This window comes from Prescottella sp. D32, from assembly GCF_037287305.1.
GTDB classification, from domain to species: Bacteria; Actinomycetota; Actinomycetes; order Mycobacteriales; family Mycobacteriaceae; genus Prescottella; species Prescottella equi.
In genome coordinates, this window is the sequence record NZ_JARBSW010000001.1 from 1,207,167 (window position 1) to 1,228,650 (window position 21,484).

Genomic DNA, 21,484 nt, shown 5'->3' on the forward strand with positions numbered 1-21,484 from the left:
CCCCTCACCGTCGACCTCGCCGGAACCGCCGACGTCGTCGCGGTTCCTACGGGGAAGGCGGAACATGACGGAGTACCGCATCGACGACCTCGCGCGCGAGGCCGGTATGAGCGTGCGGAACGTTCGGGTCTACCAGGATCGGGGTCTGCTGCCGCCGCCCCGCAAGGAGGGTCGCGCGGGCTGGTACAACGAATCGCACCTCGCGCGGCTCAATCTGATCGGCCGGATGCTCGACCGCGGCTACACCTTCGCCACCATCAGCGAACTGCTCACCGCCGCGCAGTACGGCCTGCAGGTGCGCGACGTTCTTGAAACCGACGATCCCGGCGGGCGGTGGAAGAAATATCGTCGGGCCGCCAAACTCACGATGGCGGAGCTGCGCCGCATGTTCGGCGACCAGACCACCGACGAGAACATCGCGCTCGGTACCCGGCTCGGTGTGCTCGCGAAGGCCGGCCAGGAGTTCTCGGTCGCCAATCCGCGCCTGATGGAGGCCGCGCAGGTCCTCGTCGACGCCGGCATCCCGTTGGCGGACATCCTCGAACAGACCGAGGCGGTGCGCCGCGACCTCGGAGACGTCGCCGGACGGTTCGTCGAACTGGTCTCGGCGCGCTACCTCGCACCCGAGGGCGGCACGCTCGACCTCGACGAGGCGAAGGTCTCGGAAGTGGCGGCGCTGGTGAACCAGGTGCGCCCACTCGCGCACGACGCGGTGCACGCGCTGTTCGCCGAGGCGATGGAGGAACAGATCTCGAAGGCACTCGCGAAGGCCGCGAGTCAGCTCGAACAGATCGCGCCCGAGACGGACTCGACGCGCGCAGGCTAGAAGCAAGGGGAGTGGAAGTGGCTGCACGGAAGTCGCACAGGAAGCTGTGGACGTTGCTGGGAATCGCGGGGCTCGGTGCGCTGGCGGGTGTCGCCGTCGCGGCCCGATCCCGCGGGGCCGGGCCCGTCGGCGGCGGCCCCGAGACCGAGGCCGAACTGTTCTCGACCCCGCGCATCGAACCCGAGATCGTCCCCGTCGTCAGCTCCGACGGCGCCGAACTGCACGTGCGGGCCTACGGGTCGCCCGACGCCCCGCCGATCGTCTTCAGCCACGGCTGGACCTGTTCGGCCGACTTCTGGAATCCGCAGGTCAACGAGCTCGCCGAGAAGTACCGCGTCATCACCTACGATCAGCGTGGGCACGGCCGCAGCGATATCGGCCGGACCCCGCTGAGCCCCGACGTCCTCGCCGACGACCTGTCCGCAGTCCTCGCCGCGACCGTGCGCGACGGGCGGAAGGCAGAGATCGTGGGGCACAGCATGGGCGGTATGAGCATCGTCGCGTGGGCCGGCAAGTACCCCGAGGAAGTGGACCGGTACGCGGCGTCGGTGCTGCTCGCGAGCACCGGCACCGACAGCCTCGTCGCCGAGACCACGGTGATCCCGCTGCCGCAACGGTTCCCGCGGGTGCCCGTGCCCGTCGGCCGCGCCGTCCTCGGTTCGGCGATGCCGATGCCGTCGTCACCGATGACCACCCGGGCCATCAAGTACGTGGCCATGGCGCCGGGTTCGACGCCCGCCGAGGTCGCGTTCTGTGAGCGCATCGTCAGCGAATGTCACCCCCGCACCCGCGGCGGTTGGGGTGCCGCCCTGAGCGCCCTCGACATCAAGGACGGGCTGCAGAACCTGACGGTGCCGACCACGGTGCTGGTGGGTACCGCGGACCGGCTCACCCCGCCGTCGCACGCGCGTCGGGTCGCGCAGATCCTCGACGACGCCGACCACCTCGAACGGCTCATCGTGCTCCGCGGGATCGGGCACATGACGTCGGTCGAGGCCGTCGCCGACTTCAATGCCGAAGTGGACCGGCTCCGTAGCCTGAACTGAGGTCCGTCAGCTGAACACGACGGTCTTGCGGCCGTGCACCTGGACGCGGTCCTCCAGGTGCCACCGCAGGCCTCGGGCCAGCACCAGCTTCTCGATGTCCCGGCCCTGCCGGACCATGTCCGACACCTGATCGGTGTGGTCGACTCGTATGACGTCCTGCTCGATGATCGGGCCCGCGTCCAGTTCGGCGGTCACGTAGTGGCAGGTGGCGCCGATCAGCTTCACACCGCGCGTGAACGCCTGGTGGTAGGGGCGGGCGCCGACGAACGACGGCAGGAAGCTGTGGTGGATGTTGATGGCCCGGCCCGCCCAGTGATCGCACAGTTCGGCGGGCAGCACCTGCATGAACCGGGCCAGCACCACGGCGTGCGGATCGTGCGCGTCGACGAGCTTGCGGACCTGCTCGAACGCCGGTCCGCGCTCGGCCGGATCCTTCGGGAACGACACGTAGTGGAAGTCGACGCCGTGCCGCTTCGTCACCCGCTCGAGGTCGGGATGGTTACCGATCACCGCGGCGATCTCGCATTGCAGCTCACCGGCGGCGACGCGGCCCAGGATGTCGTGCAGGCAGTGGCCTTCCTTGCTGACGAGCAGCACCACGCGCTTGCGCTCGCCGGTGTCGGTGAGCGTCCACTCCGTCTCGGGGCCGAGCTCCTCGGCGACGGCAGCGAACTTCTCGCGCATCTCCTCGAGGCTCAGGCTGATCGACGACGCCCGGACCGCCTGCCGGGTGAAGAACCAGCCGGTGTCGGCGTCGGCGTGGTACGCGGCCTCGACGATCCAGCCGCCGATCTCGGCGAGGAACGCGGAAATCCGCGCCACGATGCCGGTGCGGTCGGGGCAACCCAGAGACAGGACGTAACGACGGTCGTCGGTCGAGGCAGTCGAACTCATGCGCCCCAGTCTGTCAGGTCACGGAAAGCCGACAACCTTCGCCGTGCCGACGAGGGTCGTCGCGTCGACGGTGTGCAGGCCGCGTTCGGTGATCTGCCCCAGGAATTCGCGGCGCACCTGCGCGACGACGTCGGGGCCCAGACCGGTCAACAGCCCCCGCAACCCGCTGCCGACCACGAAGTTCCAGCAGAACTCCTCCGTCGCCGGGATCAGGTTCGACAGCTCGCGCACCTCGACGTGCTCGGTCCCGGCATCGGCGAGCCACCCGCGCAGCTTGGCGGGGGAGTCGAGCCGCTGGGCCGGCGCCATCACGTGAGGGCGATCCGGCGGCTGCTCGGGCGCGAGCGGGCCGAGCGCCGCGAGGAAAGCGGCAGCGAACTCGCGCAGTGCGGACTCGCGCCACGCCGTGACACCCACGGTGCCGCCGGGCCGCACCAAGCGGGCCAGTCGGGCGAACGCCGCGTCCATCTCGGGCAAAAAGAACACCGCGTAGGAGCTGAGCAACGCGTCGTACCCGGCGTCGGGGACGGCGCTCGGCGGCTCCCACGTGGTGGCGTCGGCGCACACGAACTCGACGTTGAGCAACGCCCGATCCGACGCCTTCACCCGGCCGCGTTCGAGCATCTCGTCGGACAGGTCGACGGCATGTACGAGGCCCGTCGGGCCCACTGCCGCCGCGGCCGGGAGTGCCGACGCCCCGGTGCCGCTGCCGATGTCGAGGACGGCGTCACCGGGCCGCAGACCCGCCTGGAATGCGAGCGCCTGGCCGGCCGGGTCCCACACCTGCGGCGCGACCCGATCGAAATCGACCGCGGCGGCGTCGAACGTCGCGGCGACCTCCTCGGCGCGGGGGGCTGCCATGGAACCGATGCTAGCGAGCTGTGCCAAGCTTCGGGGCATGTCCGAGACAGCGCGTAACCGCACCTTCGTCGCCGGGATGGTCGACCACACACTGCTCAAGCCGGAGGCGTCGGACGCCGACGCGCGGGCCCTCGTCGCCGAGGCGCACGACCTGGGCGTGCTTGCGGTGTGCGTGTCCCCGTCGATGCTGCCGCTGCGCTCGGCGGACCTCGGTGACCTGGTGCTCGCGACCGTCGTCGGCTTCCCGTCGGGCAAACACCACTCGCTGATCAAGGCCACCGAGGCGCGGCTCGCGGTCGACCAGGGCGCGACCGAGATCGACATGGTGATCGACGTGGGCGCCGCGGTGGCCGGCGAGTACAACGCGGTCCTCGCCGACATCCTCGCGGTCCGCGACGCCGTGGGGCCGGAGCCGGTGCTGAAGGTCATCGTCGAGTCGGCCGCGCTGAGCGACGACGCGATCGTCGAAACGTGCCGCGCGGCCGAACAGGCCGGCGCGAACTTCGTCAAGACGTCCACCGGCTTCCACCCGGCGGGCGGGGCGAGCGTGCACGCGGTGCGGCTCATGGCCGCCACCGTCGGCGGGCGGCTCGGCGTCAAGGCGAGCGGCGGCATCCGGACCGCGGACGCCGCGCTCGCGCTGATCGACGCGGGCGCCACCCGGCTGGGACTGTCAGGCACCCGCGCCGTGCTCGACGGGCTGCCCGACCAGTCCTGACCCGGCGTCAGAGCAGGCTGCAGCCGCTCTGCGCGTTGGGGTCGGCGGCCGGCATCACGTACTCGCCACCCTGCAGGTTCACGTCGATGCCGCTGTCCGTGACGGTCAGCGCCGTCGGTTCCATGCCGAGCGGGTACTGCTGCAGACCGTCGGTGAGGGCCTGGACGATACCGTCGACCAGTGCTGTCGGCAGCCCCAGGCCGAGGATCGCGGCACTCACGGTCTCGACGTCGATCTTCCCGTCCTGCACCTTCGGCTGCACCGTCATGTCCGCGAAACCGCCCACCGAGACCTTCAGGGTGCCGGCGGCGGGGTCGGCGGTGACCGCGGTGATCATGCCGCCCAGCGGCTGTGCCTGCAGCGTCGCCAGGATCCCGTCGGTGGACCAGGTGACGTCGGCGGACGAACTGCCGATCGTGCCGCTGCTGTCGGCGGAGTCGGTGATCTTGATGTCGTTGGCGCGGGCGCGGACCTCCATGCCCTGCGCCGGTCCGAATGCCGAGCCCTTGCTGTCGATCTCGACGTACGGAACGTTCTTGCCGGTCATCTGCAGCAGCACCGGCTTCCAGCTGAGGCTGACGTCGACCGGGGAACCGAGCTGGCTCTCGAACTGGGACTCCATGCAGCTGGTGGCGCGCTGGCGGAGGAACAGCTCTCCGCCGACCAACGCGACCACGAGGGCTGCGACCACGATGAGCGAGATCGTGACCGCCTTGCGCCGCTTGGGTTTCGGGGGCGTGGGCATCTGGGGTGCGTTCACTGGTGCCGACATGACAGTGATTCTCCCGGAAGACTCTGAACGGTTTCTGTGAAAGGGCCACGGCTTCGGACTCGGTATGGACACGAGCGACCCGAAAAGCTGTGATCCGGCCCACAGTGGCGCAGTAGGGTTACTGCATGGCGGGCTGGACAGATCCGCGACGTGAACCGACTCCCGACACGGGAGAGGATCTTCGTCGTCTTGCGCTCCGGCAAGCGGGGTATTTCACGACCGGGCAGGCGCTGCGCCTCGGCTGTACCACCGAGGACATCGGCGGCCGCCTGGCCGAGGGGTCCTGGTTGCGTATCGAACGGGATCTGTTCCGCCTGGCCTCGTTCCCACGCAGCGATCTCGAAGAGTTCGCCAAGTGGTGTGCGTGGTTCGAGGGCGCCGCCGTCGTCTCCCACCAGAGCGCGGCCGAACTGCACGGCCTCGGGCACCTGCACCCCAGCTTCGTGCACCTGTCGACCCAGGCCACGGCGCCCGCACCGACCCGCCGGCTCGCGCTGCACCGCCGGGAACTGCGTGCCCAGGACTACGAGGTGGTGGGGACGTTCGGCATCACCACGCCGCTGTGCACCGCCCTGGATCTCGCGACCGGCGGCATCGCCCAGGACCTGTTCGACGAGGTCGTCTGCGACGGCGTCGCGATCGGCCGGATCGACCCCGAGAAGCTACGGGCCGAGTGCATCGGACGGCCGCAGCAGGTCGCCGAGCGCATCGAGCACGCGCTGGGGGCGTGCCAGTAGAACCGCTCACCCGCCGGGGCGGACGTAGCTCCATGGCACGGTGACGACGCAGTCCCGGATCCGCCGTCGCTGCGGTGTGACGGGCACCCCGAGGTCGGACAGCAGATGCAGGGTTTCCCGCCACCGGATGCGGGGGCCGAACGGCGCGAGGCCCGCGGCCGTCGCCCACGCCCGGTCGGCGGCGACGAGTAGGTCGTGGATCCGCTCGCCCGCGACGTTGCGGTGGATGAGCGCCTTGGGTAGCCGCTCGGCGATGTCGCTGGGGCGATCGACGTCGAACGGGTCCCACGCGAGGGTCAGTGAGCGGGGGCCGTCCCGATCGAGGAGTACCCACGCGCAGCGCCGCCCGAGTTCGTCGCACGTGCCGTCGACGATCAGCCCGCCCGGTGCGAGGCCGCTGCGCAGCCGTCCCCAGGCGTCGTCGACGGCGTCCTCCGGGTACTGCCGCAGCACGTTGAACGCCCGGATCAACGTCGGGCGCAGACCGGCGAGTTCGAAGCCGCCCCGCGCGAAGGTGACCCCGTCGCGCCCCTCGACCACCCGTGCGGGGTCGATTTCGAGCCCGACGACGCGGACGTCGGAACGCACGGTCCGCAGCCGCGCAGCCATCTCCAGCGTGGTGACCGGCATCGCGCCGTAGCCGAGGTCGACGACCAGCGGGTCGGGGGCGTCGCGCAGCGTGCGCGTGACGACCGGACTGTGGACGAGCCAGCGGTCGCTGCGACGCAACCGGTTGATGCCTGTGGTGCCGCGGGTGATGACGCCGACGGGTTTCCCTTCGCGCACGCCGGCTACTGCCGAGCGAGCCAGGACGCGGTGACCTCGGCCTCGGTGCGGAACAGGTCGACCAGGTTCACCAGCATCAGCTGCTCGAGCTTGCCGCCGACGAACGGGATGAAGACCTTGGCCTCGGACGTCGTGCGCAGCGTGCACCCGGTGTCGGTGCTGAACAGTTCCATCGTCCCGGTCAGACTGCCCGGCCCGCCGGGAATCGAGGCCTCGTACGTGCCGGTCACGGGCTCGCCGAACGACGTGTACTTCTCCTTGCGCGTGATGATCAGGTCCTTCTTGAGCACCGTCTGCGCGATGTCCGGCAGATCCTTGCGCGGCAGCACGTGGTGCAGCACCAGATCGATCCCGTCGTCGGTCACGGCGAGCGATTCGACGTGGTTCTCGCTGTACTTGCGCATCTCTTCCATCCGCGCCTCCCAGTAGTCGGCGTCGCCGAGAGCGGCGTACACGACTTCGACGGGATGCTCGAATCTGGCGGAGTAGTCGACGCGACGGGCCATGACCGGCAGATTACCGGCTGGCGGCCCGTCGGTCGGAGAAAGCGACTACCCGGCCTGCGCCACCCAGTCGCGGGTGAAGTCCTCTTCGGCGTCGAGCAGTTCCAGCACCTGGCCGGCGATGACGGATTCGATCTTGCCGCCGATCAGCGGGATCCTCACCTCGACCTCACCTGCCATGACCAGCAGCGATCCGGTGCCGTCCGCGGTGATCGTGACGGTGCCGCGCACCTGTCCCGGTGCCCCCTCGACCTCGGCCGAGAAGGTGCCGTGCGCCCGGCCGTCCTGTAGCGGACCCCACGATTCGGTACGCCGGATGATCAGGTCACCCTGACGGATCGAGGTCACCATCGACGGCAGATGTTCGGCCGGTACTGCCTGCTGCAGGACGACCTCGATCGCGCCGTCCCCGACGGTCACGCTCTCGAGCGCTGCACCGGGCCCGCCGACCTGCTGCAACCGGGCCTGCCAGTAGCCCTCGTCGGTGAGCGCGGCGTGCAGCGTCGCGACGGGGTGGGGGTATTGCGCGGAATGCTCGATGTGTCGGGCCATGTCGGGCACGCTACCGTTTCCACGTGTTGGATCCACTCATCCGGGGACATCTCGAGCAGGCCGGTGCGCAGTTGTCCGAGCAGGTGCCGCTGGCATCGCTGACCACCCTGCGCCTCGGCGGCCCCGCCGCCGTCCTCGCCGACTGCGCGTCCACCCGGGCCCTCGTCGATGTCGTCCGTGTCCTCGACGACGCCCGGGTCCCCACGTTGATCCTCGGTGGCGGATCCAACCTGGTGATCTCCGACGACGGCTTCGACGGCGTCGTCGTCCGGGTCGCCGATGCCGGCGTCGAGATCGGTGACGACACCGTGCTCGCGCAGGCCGGTGCGGTGTGGGACGACGTCGTCGCCAAGACCGTCGCGGCCGGGCTGGGCGGGCTCGAATGCCTGTCCGGCATCCCGGGCTCGGCCGGTGCGACGCCTGTGCAGAACGTCGGCGCCTACGGCGTGGAGGTCGGGGCGCTGCTGCGCCGAGTGCAACTGCTCGATCGCACCACCGGCGACGTGCGCTGGGTGGAGCCGTCCGAGCTGGGGCTCGGCTACCGCACCAGTGTCCTCAAGCACCGTGACGACGCCCTCGTCCTGGCCGTGGAGATGACGGTCCGCCCCGACGGCACCAGCGCACCCCTCGGCTACCGCGAACTCGCGTCCGCGCTCGGCGCGCAGGAGGGCGAGCGCCGACCCACCGCCGAGGTGCGCGACGTGGTGCTCGGCCTGCGCCGCGGCAAGGGCATGGTGCTCGACGCCGCCGACCACGACACGTGGAGCGCGGGGTCGTTCTTCACGAACCCGGTGATTCCCGACGTGAGCCTGCCCGCAGTGCTCGACGCGATCCGGGCGAAGGTCGGTGCGGACGTGCGGATCCCGCAGTTCCCCGGCCCGGTCGGGGCCGAGGTGACCAAGTTGTCCGCCGGCTGGCTCATCGAACGCGCCGGGTTCGGCAAGGGCTACCCCGGCGAGGACGCGCGGGTCCGCCTGTCCACCAAGCACACTCTGGCCCTGACCAACCGCGGGCACGCGCGGACCGGTGACCTGGTGGAACTGGCCCGCACGGTCCGGGACGGCGTCGAGCGCGAGTTCGGCGTCCGGCTCGAACCGGAACCCGTGACCGTCGGGTGCACCATCTGACGCGGTTCCGATCGTGCCCGGATCGTGGCCCGATCGTCTCTGTGTGACGAAAGCCACTGTCGCACTGGGAGTACCGTGGTTTTCGTGCGTGAACAGGGGATTCGGGTAAATCGGACGCGGCTACTGATGGTGGTGGCCGCGCTGCTCGGGCTGACCCTCCTGGCCGGTTGCACCATCCCCACCGGGGACGCCGCCGACGGCACCCCGGTGCCCGCCGGCCCCGTCGCGCAGGTGGTCGAGAATCCGGCGCCCGACGCGCAGGGCGTGAACCCGGCGCAGCCGATCTCGGTGAGCGTCACGCAGGCGACCTTGCAGGACGTCGCGCTGACGAACGCGTCCGGCAAGGTGGTCCAGGGCCTGCTCAGCCCCGACCGGACGTCGTACACGGTCACCGAACCGCTCGGCTACGACGCGAAGTACACGTGGTCCGGCACCGCGCTCGGCACTGACGGCAAGACGGTGCCCGTCACCGGCAGCTTCACCACGATCGACCCGGACACCCAGATCTCGGTGCGCACCAACATCGGTGACGGACAGGTCGTCGGCGTGGGAGCGCCGATCATCCTGCAGTTCGACGGCCCGATCGCCGACAAGGCGGCCGTCGAGAAGGCCCTGCACATCACCACGGTCCCGCCCACGATCGGCTCCTGGGCGTGGCTGCCCGACGACAACGGCGCCCGGGTGCACTGGCGACCGCAGAACTACTGGGCGCCCGGGACCGCGGTCCACGTCGACGCCGGGCTCTACGGACTCGACTTCGGCGACGGCGCCTACGGGGCCGGTGACGTGTCGCTGGACTTCACGATCGGCCGCAGCCAGATCGTCAAGGCCGTCGCGCCGAGCCACCGCATGCAGGTGGTGCGCGACGGCGTCACCGTCATGGACATCCCCGTCAGCTACGGCGAGGGCAACGAGAACCGCAACGTCACCCGCAGCGGCATCCACGTCGTGTCCGAGATGCACGAGGACTTCCTGATGTCGAATCCGCCGTACTACGAGAACGTCCGCGAGCGGTGGGCCGTCCGCATCTCCAACAACGGAGAGTTCATCCACGCCAACCCCCTCACCGTCGGCGTGCAGGGTGCCTCGAACGTGACGAACGGATGCATCAACCTGTCGCTGTCGGACGCCCAGGAGTACTTCGGGACCGCCATGTACGGAGATCCGGTGGAGGTCAGCGGCACCCGGATCGACCTGTCCGCCGCGGACGGCGACATCTACGACTGGGCAATCGACTGGCCGACGTGGACGTCGATGTCGGCGCTCGTGTGACTTCCGCCGAGGTTCTCCCTCGGCGGAATCTCGACGGGTAGATCAGCACCACCAGCGACGGCTGCAGAAGCGACTCTCTCCGCCGCCCCAACCTCCGCCGCCCCCCGTGCTGTAGGACGGCGTATCGACGTAGAGGTTGCCCGCGTCATCGTAGCGGTAAAGGGTTTTGTCGTCGTCACTGGTGTAGAGCACCCCGTCGGGGCCGGCTTTCAGGCGATCGAGTTCCTTGCGCTGCTCCGCTTTCCGGATGGCAGCGTCGTCGTCGGCGCGGCAGAGGGCCTGCAATCCGACGCGGTTGTCCCACGCTGCACGGTATGCGTCGAGCATCCCCGGAAAGTGCATGGCGCCCGCGCCGACGGCGTTTGCTGCCGTCGCATTTGCGATCGCCTGGTCCGAGGGCGCGAGCGCGACAGTCGAGAGGTCGATCGCGGGATCTATCGCAGCCATCCCTTCGGACATGAGTGCAGCGTTGACTGTCGTTCCGGATCCTGCGATTTCACTGGTCGTCACGGCTCCGGCAGGCTGCTGGGTGAAGGTAGCCGAGGCGGACGTCGTCGTTCCTGCGCTGGTGGTCGTGGTCGTCGTCGTGGATGCGGCGGTGCGAGTTTCGACGTAGACGAATCCGTCGGACGATAGGCGGCCGCCGTATCCGGTCGTGCGCGCGATCCTCACAGCGGATCCGATCGGAGCGAGTTGCGCGATCCGGTCCTTCTGCGCCTGACTGTTGGCCGCATACGCGCCGCCACAATGGACCTGCCCCACGTTGGCGAAACCCACCGTCTGCGACTTGCCGTCCACATCGACAATCAGGTCGGTGTCATAGCTGGAGTAGCCGACCACCGTTCCAACCCATTCGGTGCGGTCGGCCACCGGAACTGACTTGGTGGTCGTCGCGGAGGTCGACGGAGCCGCCTGTATGGGGGCACGATCGTCGTCGTTCACGCAGCTGCCGAATACTGCTAGCGCGAGCACCGCGCCGACTCCGATACCGACTTTCTTCTTCGTGCTCGCCACGTAATGCTCCTGCGCTTGTCGAAACCGGCCAGTCGGCCGGTCGAACAGCTTAGAAGAGCCCTCGATGAACGATGTCGTCGGCGCTCGTGTGAGTCTCGACTGAGGCACAGCTGAGTCTCGGCCGCCCCGATCGGAACTGACGGGTACGGCCTGCGTGGGAATATCCGGGGACTTCCCACACGAGGAGATCCGCCATGAGAATGCGCAGGATTCGGACCTTGACGGCGATGTGCGCACTCGCGCTCGCAGCGGTGCTGTCGGTGGGGGTTTCCCCGGCCGCCGCCAACCCGATGCCGACCATCGTGCTGGTGCACGGCGCGTTCGCCGACACCACCAGCTGGGACCCCGTTGCCGCGGAACTGCGCGGCCGCGGTCACGACGTCGTGGTGCCGTCGAACCCGCTGCGCGGGCCCGGTTACGACTCGGCCGCGATCGAGAAGGCCCTCGCCGACATCCCAGGTCCGGTGCTGCTGGTCGGGCACTCGTACGGCGGTGTCGTCATCACCAACACCCACGCCCCCAACGTGGTCGGCATGGTCTACGTTGCCGCCTTCGCGCCCGACCAGGGTGAGCCCGCGCAGGCGGCGCTCAACCCGATCACGTTCCCCGGTAGCCAGTTGCTGCCGCCGGTGCTGCAGGTCGGAGTGGTCGACGACCCGACCACCCCGATCGGTAAGAACCTCGACGGCTACATCGCTGCGGACAGCTTCCACGAGGCGTTCTGTCAGGACGTCTCCGATTCCACGGCCGCCGACATGCTCGCGCATCAGCGATCCATCGCGTTGGCGGCGAACCTCGAACCGACACAGGACCCGTCCTGGCGAAACCTGCCGACCTGGGCCGTCATCCCCGACCAGGACCGTGTCATCCCGCCGGCGTCCGAACGTTTCATGGCCGAACGGGCAGGCGCGCAGATCACCGAGATCCCGGGAGCCTCGCATGCGGTCCTGGTGTCGCAGCCCGCGCAGGTAGCGGACGTGATCGAGCGCGCCGCCGCGGCAGTGTGAGGTGACGGCAATGCGGACCCTGATCGTCGTGGAATCGGTGTGGGGCAACACGCAACAGATAGGCGCCGCCATCGCTGCCCGGCTGGCGACCACCGGTGACGTCGACTTGGTTGCTGCAGCGGACGCACCGGGCGAGGTCGACGCCGATCTGCTCGTGGTGGGAGCGCCGACGCACGCCTTCGGGCTGCCGTCGGCGAAGACCCGGGCCGGCGCCGTCCAACAGCAGGGTGCACCGGCGCAACCCGACCGGGGACTTCGTGAGTGGATCGCCGCGCTGCCCCGACCGACGAGGGCGATCGCGGTCGCCACGTTCGACACGAAGGTCGACAAGCCTCGACTGCCCGGTTCGGCGGCGAAGAAGGCCATGAAACGCCTTATCGCACTCGGGTATGTGCCGGTCGAACGCCCGGAGACGTTCCGCGTGCACGGGTACACGGGTCCGCTGGTCGACGGGGAAACCGATCGGGCCGACGCGTGGGCGGAGCAGTTGGTGCGCGCGGTCGCCACCTGAGGGAACCGAACGACGTCGGGCTGCGTCTACCCCTTCGTGGCTGAGTATTCGAATCGACCGGCGTCCGGCAGCGAGTGGCGGTTCACCGGGCTCGAGTTCCAGGTCCTGTGGCGGCAACTCGGGCTCGACCGGCTGCCGTATCCGCTGCGCTACCGCCCGGTCGCCGAGACCCAGGACGACCTGGACCGGCAGCGTCGGGACGCGTCGGCGGCGTTGCTGCCCCGGCTGACCGAGGCCCTCCACCGGCACCTGGTGGCGCTCGCGGAGCCGAGGGAGCGGGTCGAGGTGCTCGGTTTCGCGGGCCGGCCCGACACCGCACCGGTGCGGTTGCACGCCGGGATCCGCGGTGACACGGGCACGCTCGCGATCCAGTTGCCCGGCCCCGACGTCGACACGGGCGGCGACGTGCTGCTCCGAGGTGTCGCGCCGACGCGGATCCCCGACGCCATCGCATCGGCACTGCCGCGCATCCCCGCCGGGTCGCGGTCGCCCGTCCGGTTCCGCCGAGCCGACCTGCACTCCGGTCCGGGCTCGGTGCTCACATCCGCAGGATCAGTCGCGTTGCGCGACGAGGTGCGCGCCCTGCTGGGTCGGCCCCGCAGCGGCACCGGGGAGATCACCGCGTTCGCGGGCGTCGCTTACGACAGCCGCCCCACCGACGACGGCGTCGCGCTGCACTGGCTCGACTTCGACGGCGACGGCCGCTACGTCCTCCGGGGCGACGCCGATGTCGTGGTCCGGCCCGCGGGGCCGGCCGACGTCGCGGCCGAGGTCCGGGCGCTGCTCGACACGGTGCGGGTCGCGGCGGGCTGATCGACTCCGGATGCAGGGGAACCGAACCGCCGCCACCCGCGTCCAAGGAGACAGAGGGGTGCGAAGGGGTTCGCAGGGGATCGAACGGAGGGGGATCGATGATTCACAACGGAGGGGACGAACGACAGGAGTCGCGGCAGCGGCTACGGGAGGGCAACACCGTCCTACGTGATCGGGTGGACACGATGCTCGAGCGGTTGCACGAGCAGACCGCGGCACTCGCGGCGGCGCAGGGGGCCGCCGCGAACCTGACGGCGGAGGGCGCGTCGGCGGACGGGTTGGTCCGGGTGACCGTGGATGCGTCCGGCACCGTGGTGTCGACGAGGCTCGATCCGGCGGCCTTCTCGCGATCCACGCCGGAACGTCTCGCGGATTCGTTCAGTGCGGCAGCGCAAGCGGCGTCACGCGAGGTACGAACTCGCGCAACCGAACTGATGACTCCGGTGGCGGCGATGGCCGCGGAGTTCCCGGACCTCACCGACCTGGTCCCCGGGGCACCGAGTATTCGGAACCTCGTGCCCACGGTCGCGACCGGGTTCGCGGCCGCCACGCCGCAGGACGCCGCTGACGCCGACGACCGCCACGACTGGCGGGCGCCGATCCTGCGGGAGGCGCACCGTGACTGACGGCATGTGGATCGAGGTGGACCGGGTGCGATCGGCCGCACCACGTTTCGACCGGGTCTCCGACAACCTGGTGGACGTGCGGCGGCAGCTCGACCTCGCGCTCGACGCGGAGGGAGCGAGCTGGGGCTCCGACGCGACCGGTGCCGCCTTCGCGGCCGACTACGTGCCCGGCGCGGAGGGCGCCCTCGCCGCGCTGCGCAACCTCTCCGACGTGCTGACCGGCATCGCGGGCGGGTTGCGGGATACGGCCGCGGCGTTCGAGAACACCGACACCGGCTTCTCCCGCACACTGGGCGGGGGCCGCTGATGGGCATCGAGATCCCCGGATCGCTACGGGCCGTCGCGTCGCTGGCCTCGGGACAGGACTGGCCCGAGGCGGACGAGACATCGCTGCGCCGGCTGTCGGACGCGTGGGAATCCGTCGCGACCGACGTCGAGCGGATCGGTGCCGGTGGCGACGACGCGATGCAGGCGGCGCTCGCGGGTGTGGCCGGAGCGGTGAACCAGGCGATGACCTCGCACTGGGCGACGGTCGGTGGGAGCGACGGCGCGATCGAACAACTCGTCGGGCTGTGCCGGGAACTCGCCGATGCGTGCGAGTCCACGGCGGCCGACGTCGAGGAGGCCAAGCTCACCATCATCGCCGCACTCGTGGCGCTCGCCGCGCAGATCGCGGCGCTCACCGCGTCGGCCGTCGCCACGTTCGGTGCCAGCACCGCCGCGATCCCGGCAGCCCAGGTCGCCACGCAGCTCACGATCCGCACCATCATCACGGAACTGCTGCGCCGGGTCGCGCAGGAAGTCGCGGTGAGCGTCGTCCGGGAGGTGGCGATCGCCGGCGGCATCCAGGTGTACCAACTCGCGCAGGGTCAGCGGGACGGACTCGATTTCGGGGCGCTCGGGAAGGAAGCCCTGGGCGCCGCGGCCGAGGGTGTGGTCACCGGCCTCCTCGGCCGGGAGGGCGCCGGCGGGATGGTGCTCGACGGCGTCGAGAACGCCGGCCGCCGCGTTGCGACCGGAGTCGCCGTGGACCTCACCACCGGCGGCGTCGGCGCGGCCGCGGGCGACGTCGTCAAAGGTGAGGACGTGAGCGTGGAGAGCGTGCTGAAGGGCGCGGTCCTCGAGGCGTCCGACGGGATGCGTGAGGGCGGCCGCGTGCCCGAGCCGGCATCGCCCCCATCGAGCTCGCTGAACATGAACTAGGAGGAGCGCGAACATGATTCCCGCGATTCTGCTCGTCTGTGTACCACTGTTCGTCGCACTGGTCGGGCACTCCGCGTACCGGGTGCGCCAGGCCGACCGCGAACACCGGGCGCGGATCGACGGCGTCCCGGCTCCGGCCGCGGAACCGCCGCCGCCCGCGACCTACACGGAGTGGTGACGGCGCCCGCTCACCAGCGGTTGCGGACCTCCTCGGCGAACCCGAGGAGGTCGGTGACCTCCATCCGGCTACCGTCGTCGAGCACGACATGGCCGGTGAACCGTCCGAAGACCTGATGCTGGATCGACCTCAATACCTTGAAGTCCACCGCGGCGGCGCGGTCGAGGATCGGTTCGAAAACCATCTCGAACCGGCCGTCGTTGCTCGAAAACTTCCACGGCGCACCGTCGTACGTGCCCCCGGGCAGGTGGAACATCACCCGGTCCAGCTTGTGCGCGACGCCGCCGACGAACACCATGTTCTCGCTCGCCGCGGACGTGTCACCGAAGCCGTACCCGATGTTGAAGCCGAACGGGCGGCCGTCGACGACACCCGACGCCGACCCCCAGTACCACGTGTTGTCGTACGTCCACACGCCCCGACCCCAGTCGAAGACTGCGAACGCGGACTCCGGTTCGAACACGACGGTGTCGCCGCCGACCGTCACCTGGCCGGTCGCGGGCAGACAGTTGATCTTCTGGTTGTAGTAGAAAGCCTTGGGCGCCTTCGGGAACGGCGTGGCGATCACCATTCGGGCAGGAGCGGAGCCTGCGGAGCGGCCCGAAGACGTCGTGTCGGGCCGGGCGAGACGTAGTTCGCCGCGCAGGCCGCGGCCGCCGTCGAATCGGGGGTGGTCGATGCTCAGCACGCGGCCACCCGCGTCGTGCCGGAAGGCGATCCGCATCTTCTTGTGGTCGACCACGACGTCGCCGGTGTCGGCGCTCGCGGGCAGGCCCATGCGGCCCAGCGGGAACGGCAGCATCACGTTCTCGGTGACCTCGCGCCGGTTGCGGAGGTCGAGCCAGGAGACGCCCAGCAGCCCCATGTAGCCGTTGTCGGCGACCGTCAGCGCCAGGCCGTGCTCCGGGGTGAGGACGCAGTAGTAGTCCCACTCCTTGATCCGCCACGACGGCGCGGTCACCGCCGCACGGTCGTAGCGGCGGACCTCGGCGTCGGCCCACCCGGCCTCGGCGAGGTGTCCGGATTCGTCGAGGAGCGGTCCCGGCTGCAATCGGTGCTGCATGCCGCGAGGTTAACCGGTGGTGCGGTGGAATCGTCCGGTATCGGCCTGGTCTCGTGGCTTGACGATGATCTGGTCCAGGTTCACGTGCGGCGGGCGCGACGCGACGAATCCCACGATCTCGGCGATGTCCTCCGCGATCAGCGGGGTGATGCCCTCGTAGACCTTCGCGGCGCGCTCGGCGTCGCCGTCGAACCGCACCAGGGAGAACTCGGTCTCCACGGCGCCGGGGGCGATCTCGGTGAGACGCACCGGCTTGCCGAGCAGTTCGCCGCGCAGCGTGCGGTGCAGCACGGCCTGCGCATGCTTGGCCGACGTGTAGCCCGCGCCGTTGTCGTACGCGGTGAACGCCGCCACCGACGTGACGGTGACGATCAGCCCGTCACCCGACGCGATCAGCTTCGGCAGCAGGGCCTTCGTCACGCGCAGCGTTCCGAGGACGTTGGTCTCCCACATCCACCGCCAATCGTCGAGGTCCGCGTCCATGACCGGGGCGAGGCCCTTCGCGCCGCCGGCATTGTTGACGAGCACGTCCACGCGGGGGAGGACGGCGCAGAACGCGTCCACGGAGTCCTCGTCGGTGACGTCCAGTTCGAGGGCGGTGCCGCCGATCTCCGCCGCGATCGCCTCGAGCCGATCCAGCCGCCGCGCGCCGAGCACGACGTGGAATCCCTGGCCGGCGAGGGTGCGGGCGGTGGCTTCCCCGATGCCGGAGCTGGCTCCGGTGACGACTGCGACGCGGGTGTCCAGTGGCAGGCTCATGACCCGATCGTAGTGCCGACACCCGGGCGTCGTCCGGGACGGGGGAGGCCCCGGTTGCCCGCGGGATGCTAACTTGATCGTCATGTCGTCCGGCGCCACCTCCGCACCGCGGGTCACCTACGTGACCGCCGCGCTGGGTTCCCGGCTGCCGCACCCGCGGGAACTCTGTTGTCCCTGCCGCATCGCTCGCCGCTAGTTCCGCGCTGCTCACACCGTAGATCCGTGCCGGTCCACCGACGCCCTCGTCGGTAGCGATCGCCGTCGGCAGCGCGTCTCCCAGACCGCGTCGACTTCCGTCCCCTCGGGGACGAGGCAAGGACATGCCATGCTCACCGCAGCGCCTCCCGTCACCGGAAGATCTGTGACCGCCCGCACCACCAGTTCCCGTACCGTCCGCAGCACCCCGCCCCGGCCCGCGACCCGGTCGCGCATCGTGCCGCCGACCCTCGGCATCGCCGACGGCCCCGCCGCCGCGGTGTTCCGGGTGGCCGCCGCCGGTGGACCCATCTCCCGCGACGAGGCCACGCGGGCAACGGGTTCGAGCATCGCGACCGTCAACCGGCATGTGTCCGCGATGATCGCGGCCGGGCTGCTGCGCGAACGCCCCGACCTCGTCGCGGCCGGCGCGGTCGGGCGGCCCCGCGTCCCGTTCGAGGTGGACCACGAATCGCACCTGACCGTCGGCATCCACATCGGTGCCGTCGTCACCAGCGTCATCACCGCCGACCTGCGTGGACGAATCCTCGGTGCAATCGAGATCCCCACCCCGCGTGGCGCGTCCGACGCCGCGCTCGCGACGATCACGGCCAGTGCGCGTGGCTTCGCGGCGCGCTGGCACCGCCGCCGGCCGCTGTGGGTCGGCGTCGCGATCGGTGGCCGCGTCGAACCCGAGACCGGACTGGTGGCGCATCCGCGGCTCGGGTGGTCGGGGGCCCGCGTCGGTGACATCGTCGGGGCCGGGTTCGGTCTCCCCGTCTCGGTGGCGGCGCACGTGGAGGCGATGGCGGCATCCGAGTTGCTGCTCACTCCACAACGCGCCGACAACGCCGACGCGCGCGGCGGCGGACTGTACTTCTACGCCCGTGAAACCGTCGGTCTGGCACTGACACTCGACGGGAAGGTGCACACCCCCACGGCCGGTCCCGGGTCGATCGTGCACCTGCCGACGGCGTCGGACGCGCCGTGCGACTGCGGTGCGACCGGCTGCCTCGAGGCGGCGGTCAGTGACCGTGGAGTGCTGCTCGCGGCGCGACGAGCCGGGGTGCTCCCGGCCGACGGGCCGTTGCCGCCCGTGGCGACGGTCTACCGGGCCGCACGGTCGGGGTCGGCTGCGGCGCAGCAGATTCTCACCGAGCGGGCGCAGGTCCTGGGTCGGGCGGTGGCGATGGTCCGCGATCTGTTCAATCCGGATCGGGTGATCCTGGGTGGGCAGGCGTTCACCGACTACCCCGAGGCCGCACCGCAGGTGGCGCGTGCGTTGTCGGAGGCGTCCCGCGTCGCCGGCGCCGACGTGCGCATCACAGGATTCGGCAACCGTGTCCAGGAGCATGCTGCGGGCGTCGTGTCGCTGAGTTCGCTGTACTCGAACCCGTTGGCGGCGATGCGGAAGGCCACCGTCCGGGTGTGACCCTCCGCATCGCGCGGGTTCAGAAGTACTGAGCCTGTGTGGTCCGAGCCATGGACAGCAGCATCTGCGGCAGCCGCGCCAGCGCCCGCTGGTCGCCGATCTGCTGCTCCATCGGCTTGGACAGCGTCGCTCGCCACAGGTCGGGCTGAGTGTCCTTGAGCGCGCGGTACTTCGGCAGCATCTGCTCGGTGATGTACGTCCAGCGTGCGTCGCGGTCGGACCAGTTGAACGCCGGCAGCGGGGTCTGCAGACGCCACTGCGGGCCGTCGGCGACGGTGCCCGTGAGATGACCGGCGGTCAGGACCAGCGGATCGGCCTCGCGCGGTGGGACGACGCCCGGGATCGCGGGATCGGCGGCGACGGTGCTGAGGTAGGTCAACGCCCGGCCCACCGCCCCCCGGTAGTTGCGGGCGGCGTCCCACTGCGCGCCGATCGATTGGTACTGCTCGCGATACAGGAGATCCTTGTTGCCCTCGACGACCTTGTCCGGGTCGCCGGTGTCCACCTTCCGCCAGGCCTGATAGGCGTTCTCGTCGATCAGGCCGGCGTCGCGGTACTCGTCGATCGCCGTCATGCCACCGGCGAGGTAGGCCTCGTGCTGCGGGATCAGGTCCATGAAGATGTGCTTGCTCATCGCGATGACCTGCGTCTGGAAGTGGGCGATGTCGTCGGCGGTGACGACGGCACCCACCTCGAGGACCGCGCGCACGTCCTCCGGCAGGTTCGCGGTGGCCGGTGCCGCGGCGGAGTCGAGCGCGCCGACGACGGTGGCGATCGCGTCCCGCACCGCGCGGACGTCGAGCACGACGCGCCCGAGGTCGACATCCATGATGCCCGCGGCGAACGACGGCCCGGCCATGCCGCCCTGCCCGGTCCACAGGAAGTTCGGATTCTCGAGTTGCAGGCGCTCGTAGTAGCGGAACGTGTTGGCGAGGTTCTGCTCGTTCGCCGCCAGGCCCCGACCCGCGTCCCAGTTGTTCAGATCCAGGCCGGCCTTGCGAGTGGCCGTTGCGAGCCAGAACTGTTGCAGCAGAGCCTTGTACCGCGTCGGCTCGACACCCTGCGTGCGCGCCCGGTCGAGCAGGGCGCCCAGCTCGTCGGGGTCGGTCGAGAACGACGGGTTGACGCCGCCGTTCGACTCGGCGTTCTCGTTCGACAGCGGGGCGTCGAGGTAGCCGTCGAGCTTGCCGTCCAGCGCAGGGTCGGCGGTTGCCACCGCCGTCGGGACGAACAGGAGCGCGGCGGCGAGCGCGCCGGTGAGCAGTTTCCTCATCGAGTCGTCTCCTCGAACTTGCCGACGAACCAGTCGACGTTCTGCATGCCGAGCATTTCGGTGCCCACCCGGTAGGGGTCGGTCAGGACGTCGGTGACGCCGCAGTGACTCGGCTCCACCGTGACGTCGGTGCCGCCCGCGCGGTACGCGGCGATCAGGTTCTCGACGTCGGAGTAGGGGACCAGGAAGTCGTCCCGGCACGAGGTGATCAGCACCGGCGCCTTCGGTGCCTGCTGACCCATGCGGTTCTCGGCGTAGGCCCGGGCGAATGCCGGATTGTCGGCGGGGCGCCCGTGCGTGTACAGCGCGCTCAGCGGCATGAAGGGCATCAGCAGGTAGGTCTGCTGGCACGTGCGGTTGAAGAGGTCCGCGACCTGCTTGCCGAGCGGGGTCAGCTCCCTGTCGAGGTCGATCTCGGGGTAGCGGGCCGCGTAGCCGAGGGAGTTCGCGAACACGAAGCCCGCACCGATCCCGCCGTCCGCCTTGCGTTCGAACGTGGCGCTGTCGATCACCATGGCTTGCAGCACCGTGCCGACGACGTCGAGTTCCGGCGCGTACGACGCCTGCTTCTCCGCGGCGAATCCGGCAGCTACGCCGCCGCCGGCGATGCCGTAGATCCCTATCGGGACGTCCCGCTCGAACTCGGCCTCGGGTAGCGCGATCGCGGCGCGCAGGCCGTCGAGCGTTGCGGCGCCGGAGAACTGGCCGATCGAGAACCCGTTGGGTGCGGGATCGCCGTCGTTGGCGGTGTCGCTCATCATCACGGCCCAGCCGTTGCCGAACATCTGCGCTACGGGCCCGAGCGCCGAGAACAGCGACGGGTCGTCCTGGTCGGTGCCCGTCCACTGCGCGCTCGGCATGCAGCCCGGTCCGAGGCTGTCGTTGGCCTCGGAGTAGCCGATGAGCTTGCGGTCCTGCGGCGCGGTGCCGTCCTCGGGAATCATGAGGATTCCGGTGCTCACCACCCGGGAACCGTCGAAATCGGTTGTGACGTACATCAGTTGGTACCCGCGCACGTGCGCCGGCTGCACGCCGTACACCTGGACGGTCGCCGGGCGGGCCTTGAGTAGCGTTCCGGGGGCGAGGTCGGCGACGGGTGGGGCCTGGAACCACGGATCGGTGACGGGGTGCCGGGGCCGCCACTGCTCGGGCGGCGCGATCCGGCCGTCCCGGAACGTGTCGAGCACGAACGGCCCGAACACGTCGCCCATGTCCACCGTGTCCGGTGCCGCCGCCACCGTCGGCGCGCCGACCAGCAGCGCCGCCGCGGCGACCGCGGTCGCCGCGAGTGTCGATCGAAGCCTGCGCAAGGATCC

General features: G+C 70.3%; 25 protein-coding genes. 14 read left to right on the plus strand and 11 right to left on the minus strand.

Annotated features, from left to right (window positions below; genetic code table 11):
* The first annotated feature begins 64 nt into the window (after positions 1 to 64).
* Positions 65 to 826, plus strand: a complete 762-nt coding sequence (locus tag PSS76_RS05490) for a MerR family transcriptional regulator (protein WP_005518018.1) — start codon at positions 65 to 67, stop codon at positions 824 to 826.
* A gap of 11 nt (positions 827 to 837) precedes the next feature.
* Positions 838 to 1,872, plus strand: a complete 1,035-nt coding sequence (locus PSS76_RS05495; RefSeq protein ID WP_005518019.1) for an alpha/beta fold hydrolase — start codon at positions 838 to 840, stop codon at positions 1,870 to 1,872.
* Between the two features lie 6 nt (positions 1,873 to 1,878).
* On the opposite strand, the gene purU is transcribed toward PSS76_RS05495, so the two are convergent.
* Together purU and PSS76_RS05505 are read right to left on the minus strand one after the other, a co-directional pair.
* The gene (gene purU / locus PSS76_RS05500) at positions 1,879 to 2,766 is read right to left on the minus strand and encodes a formyltetrahydrofolate deformylase (RefSeq protein WP_005518020.1); all 888 of its coding nucleotides are present in this window, start codon (positions 2,764 to 2,766) and stop codon (positions 1,879 to 1,881) included.
* An 18-nt stretch (positions 2,767 to 2,784) separates the two neighbouring features.
* On the minus strand, positions 2,785 to 3,627 hold the full coding sequence (locus PSS76_RS05505) for a class I SAM-dependent methyltransferase (RefSeq protein WP_013417035.1): 843 nt from the start codon (positions 3,625 to 3,627) through the stop codon (positions 2,785 to 2,787).
* A gap of 37 nt (positions 3,628 to 3,664) precedes the next feature.
* Between PSS76_RS05505 and deoC the strand changes: the two genes are divergently transcribed.
* Complete coding sequence (deoC, locus tag PSS76_RS05510; protein ID WP_005518022.1) at positions 3,665 to 4,345, plus strand: deoxyribose-phosphate aldolase; 681 nt, start codon at positions 3,665 to 3,667, stop codon at positions 4,343 to 4,345.
* Between the two features lie 7 nt (positions 4,346 to 4,352).
* Here deoC and PSS76_RS05515 read toward each other — a convergent pair whose 3' ends face one another.
* Positions 4,353 to 5,090 carry an LmeA family phospholipid-binding protein gene (locus PSS76_RS05515; RefSeq protein ID WP_337456142.1) on the minus strand — a complete coding sequence of 246 codons (738 nt, stop codon included), beginning with the start codon at positions 5,088 to 5,090 and terminating at the stop codon, positions 4,353 to 4,355.
* Between the two features lie 152 nt (positions 5,091 to 5,242).
* Here PSS76_RS05515 and PSS76_RS05520 point away from each other — a divergent pair, with 152 nt between their 5' ends.
* Positions 5,243 to 5,854 carry a type IV toxin-antitoxin system AbiEi family antitoxin domain-containing protein gene (locus tag PSS76_RS05520; protein ID WP_005518024.1) on the plus strand — a complete coding sequence of 204 codons (612 nt, stop codon included), beginning with the start codon at positions 5,243 to 5,245 and terminating at the stop codon, positions 5,852 to 5,854.
* A 6-nt stretch (positions 5,855 to 5,860) separates the two neighbouring features.
* Here PSS76_RS05520 and PSS76_RS05525 read toward each other — a convergent pair whose 3' ends face one another.
* From PSS76_RS05525 to PSS76_RS05535, 3 genes are read right to left on the minus strand one after another with little or no spacing between them, the layout of a single operon-like run.
* Positions 5,861 to 6,640, minus strand: a complete 780-nt coding sequence (locus tag PSS76_RS05525; RefSeq protein WP_064078831.1) for a class I SAM-dependent methyltransferase — start codon at positions 6,638 to 6,640, stop codon at positions 5,861 to 5,863.
* A 5-nt stretch (positions 6,641 to 6,645) separates the two neighbouring features.
* On the minus strand, positions 6,646 to 7,146 hold the full coding sequence (locus PSS76_RS05530) for a DUF2505 domain-containing protein (RefSeq protein ID WP_069856823.1): 501 nt from the start codon (positions 7,144 to 7,146) through the stop codon (positions 6,646 to 6,648).
* A gap of 45 nt (positions 7,147 to 7,191) precedes the next feature.
* Complete coding sequence (locus tag PSS76_RS05535; protein WP_005518029.1) at positions 7,192 to 7,695, minus strand: DUF2505 domain-containing protein; 504 nt, start codon at positions 7,693 to 7,695, stop codon at positions 7,192 to 7,194.
* Positions 7,696 to 7,718: 23 nt separating this feature from the next.
* Between PSS76_RS05535 and PSS76_RS05540 the strand changes: the two genes are divergently transcribed.
* The gene (locus PSS76_RS05540) at positions 7,719 to 8,822 is read left to right on the plus strand and encodes a UDP-N-acetylmuramate dehydrogenase (protein WP_081264256.1); all 1,104 of its coding nucleotides are present in this window, start codon (positions 7,719 to 7,721) and stop codon (positions 8,820 to 8,822) included.
* 84 nt (positions 8,823 to 8,906) lie between these two features.
* Positions 8,907 to 10,094 carry a L,D-transpeptidase gene (locus PSS76_RS05545; RefSeq protein ID WP_084846361.1) on the plus strand — a complete coding sequence of 396 codons (1,188 nt, stop codon included), beginning with the start codon at positions 8,907 to 8,909 and terminating at the stop codon, positions 10,092 to 10,094.
* 42 nt (positions 10,095 to 10,136) lie between these two features.
* Here the strand turns inward: PSS76_RS05545 and PSS76_RS05550 are convergent, their stop codons facing one another.
* Positions 10,137 to 11,108, minus strand: a complete 972-nt coding sequence (locus PSS76_RS05550) for a hypothetical protein (protein ID WP_064077241.1) — start codon at positions 11,106 to 11,108, stop codon at positions 10,137 to 10,139.
* A 194-nt stretch (positions 11,109 to 11,302) separates the two neighbouring features.
* On the opposite strand from PSS76_RS05550, the gene PSS76_RS05555 reads away from it, so the two are divergent.
* From PSS76_RS05555 to PSS76_RS05585, 7 genes are all read left to right on the plus strand, one after another.
* Positions 11,303 to 12,115, plus strand: a complete 813-nt coding sequence (locus PSS76_RS05555; RefSeq protein WP_064077240.1) for an alpha/beta fold hydrolase — start codon at positions 11,303 to 11,305, stop codon at positions 12,113 to 12,115.
* A gap of 10 nt (positions 12,116 to 12,125) precedes the next feature.
* Positions 12,126 to 12,626, plus strand: a complete 501-nt coding sequence (locus tag PSS76_RS05560; protein ID WP_337455967.1) for a flavodoxin family protein — start codon at positions 12,126 to 12,128, stop codon at positions 12,624 to 12,626.
* Between the two features lie 36 nt (positions 12,627 to 12,662).
* On the plus strand, positions 12,663 to 13,439 hold the full coding sequence (locus PSS76_RS05565) for an ESX secretion-associated protein EspG (RefSeq protein ID WP_337455968.1): 777 nt from the start codon (positions 12,663 to 12,665) through the stop codon (positions 13,437 to 13,439).
* Between the two features lie 98 nt (positions 13,440 to 13,537).
* A complete protein-coding gene (locus PSS76_RS05570) occupies positions 13,538 to 14,065 on the plus strand; it encodes a YbaB/EbfC family nucleoid-associated protein (RefSeq protein WP_337455969.1) in 528 nt (175 codons plus the stop codon).
* A complete protein-coding gene (locus PSS76_RS05575) occupies positions 14,058 to 14,372 on the plus strand; it encodes a WXG100 family type VII secretion target (RefSeq protein WP_022597570.1) in 315 nt (104 codons plus the stop codon). The genes PSS76_RS05570 and PSS76_RS05575 overlap by 8 nt, the downstream gene beginning before the upstream one ends.
* Positions 14,372 to 15,268 (plus strand): WXG100-like domain-containing protein, encoded by an 897-nt coding sequence (locus tag PSS76_RS05580; RefSeq protein WP_064078835.1) that lies wholly within the window; start codon positions 14,372 to 14,374, stop codon positions 15,266 to 15,268. Before PSS76_RS05575 ends, PSS76_RS05580 begins: the two co-directional genes overlap by 1 nt.
* A 13-nt stretch (positions 15,269 to 15,281) precedes the next feature.
* Positions 15,282 to 15,446 (plus strand): hypothetical protein, encoded by a 165-nt coding sequence (locus PSS76_RS05585; RefSeq protein WP_022597566.1) that lies wholly within the window; start codon positions 15,282 to 15,284, stop codon positions 15,444 to 15,446.
* Positions 15,447 to 15,456: 10 nt separating this feature from the next.
* Here the strand turns inward: PSS76_RS05585 and PSS76_RS05590 are convergent, their stop codons facing one another.
* Both PSS76_RS05590 and PSS76_RS05595 read right to left on the minus strand, forming a co-directional pair.
* Positions 15,457 to 16,509 (minus strand): DUF2804 domain-containing protein, encoded by a 1,053-nt coding sequence (locus PSS76_RS05590; protein WP_337455970.1) that lies wholly within the window; start codon positions 16,507 to 16,509, stop codon positions 15,457 to 15,459.
* A 9-nt stretch (positions 16,510 to 16,518) separates the two neighbouring features.
* Positions 16,519 to 17,268 (minus strand): SDR family NAD(P)-dependent oxidoreductase, encoded by a 750-nt coding sequence (locus PSS76_RS05595; protein ID WP_005518042.1) that lies wholly within the window; start codon positions 17,266 to 17,268, stop codon positions 16,519 to 16,521.
* Between the two features lie 325 nt (positions 17,269 to 17,593).
* Between PSS76_RS05595 and PSS76_RS05600 the strand changes: the two genes are divergently transcribed.
* Positions 17,594 to 18,895 (plus strand): ROK family protein, encoded by a 1,302-nt coding sequence (locus PSS76_RS05600; RefSeq protein WP_337455971.1) that lies wholly within the window; start codon positions 17,594 to 17,596, stop codon positions 18,893 to 18,895.
* Positions 18,896 to 18,914: 19 nt separating this feature from the next.
* Here the strand turns inward: PSS76_RS05600 and PSS76_RS05605 are convergent, their stop codons facing one another.
* Together PSS76_RS05605 and PSS76_RS05610 are read right to left on the minus strand one after the other, a co-directional pair.
* Positions 18,915 to 20,168 carry a hypothetical protein gene (locus tag PSS76_RS05605; protein WP_022597561.1) on the minus strand — a complete coding sequence of 418 codons (1,254 nt, stop codon included), beginning with the start codon at positions 20,166 to 20,168 and terminating at the stop codon, positions 18,915 to 18,917.
* Positions 20,165 to 21,478 carry a lipase family protein gene (locus PSS76_RS05610; protein ID WP_106851720.1) on the minus strand — a complete coding sequence of 438 codons (1,314 nt, stop codon included), beginning with the start codon at positions 21,476 to 21,478 and terminating at the stop codon, positions 20,165 to 20,167. The genes PSS76_RS05605 and PSS76_RS05610 overlap by 4 nt, the downstream gene beginning before the upstream one ends.
* Positions 21,479 to 21,484: the final 6 nt, after the last annotated feature.

Bases quoted from the DNA above. Each gene is read 5' to 3' on its own strand.
- PSS76_RS05595 (WP_005518042.1), bottom strand. From the start codon at position 17,268: ATGAGCCTGCCACTGGACACCCGCGTCGCAGTCGTCACCGGAGCCAGC.
- PSS76_RS05605 (WP_022597561.1), bottom strand. From the start codon at position 20,168: ATGAGGAAACTGCTCACCGGCGCGCTCGCCGCCGCGCTCCTGTTCGTC.
- PSS76_RS05560 (WP_337455967.1), top strand. From the start codon at position 12,126: ATGCGGACCCTGATCGTCGTGGAATCGGTGTGGGGCAACACGCAACAG.
- PSS76_RS05530 (WP_069856823.1), bottom strand. From the start codon at position 7,146: ATGGCCCGTCGCGTCGACTACTCCGCCAGATTCGAGCATCCCGTCGAA.
- PSS76_RS05505 (WP_013417035.1), bottom strand. From the start codon at position 3,627: ATGGCAGCCCCCCGCGCCGAGGAGGTCGCCGCGACGTTCGACGCCGCC.
- PSS76_RS05570 (WP_337455969.1), top strand. From the start codon at position 13,538: ATGATTCACAACGGAGGGGACGAACGACAGGAGTCGCGGCAGCGGCTA.
- PSS76_RS05490 (WP_005518018.1), top strand. From the start codon at position 65: ATGACGGAGTACCGCATCGACGACCTCGCGCGCGAGGCCGGTATGAGC.
- PSS76_RS05555 (WP_064077240.1), top strand. From the start codon at position 11,303: ATGAGAATGCGCAGGATTCGGACCTTGACGGCGATGTGCGCACTCGCG.
- PSS76_RS05535 (WP_005518029.1), bottom strand. From the start codon at position 7,695: ATGGCCCGACACATCGAGCATTCCGCGCAATACCCCCACCCCGTCGCG.
- purU (WP_005518020.1), bottom strand. From the start codon at position 2,766: ATGAGTTCGACTGCCTCGACCGACGACCGTCGTTACGTCCTGTCTCTG.
- PSS76_RS05590 (WP_337455970.1), bottom strand. From the start codon at position 16,509: ATGCAGCACCGATTGCAGCCGGGACCGCTCCTCGACGAATCCGGACAC.
- PSS76_RS05585 (WP_022597566.1), top strand. From the start codon at position 15,282: ATGATTCCCGCGATTCTGCTCGTCTGTGTACCACTGTTCGTCGCACTG.
- PSS76_RS05580 (WP_064078835.1), top strand. From the start codon at position 14,372: ATGGGCATCGAGATCCCCGGATCGCTACGGGCCGTCGCGTCGCTGGCC.
- PSS76_RS05515 (WP_337456142.1), bottom strand. From the start codon at position 5,090: ATGCCCACGCCCCCGAAACCCAAGCGGCGCAAGGCGGTCACGATCTCG.
- PSS76_RS05520 (WP_005518024.1), top strand. From the start codon at position 5,243: ATGGCGGGCTGGACAGATCCGCGACGTGAACCGACTCCCGACACGGGA.
- deoC (WP_005518022.1), top strand. From the start codon at position 3,665: ATGTCCGAGACAGCGCGTAACCGCACCTTCGTCGCCGGGATGGTCGAC.
- PSS76_RS05600 (WP_337455971.1), top strand. From the start codon at position 17,594: ATGCTCACCGCAGCGCCTCCCGTCACCGGAAGATCTGTGACCGCCCGC.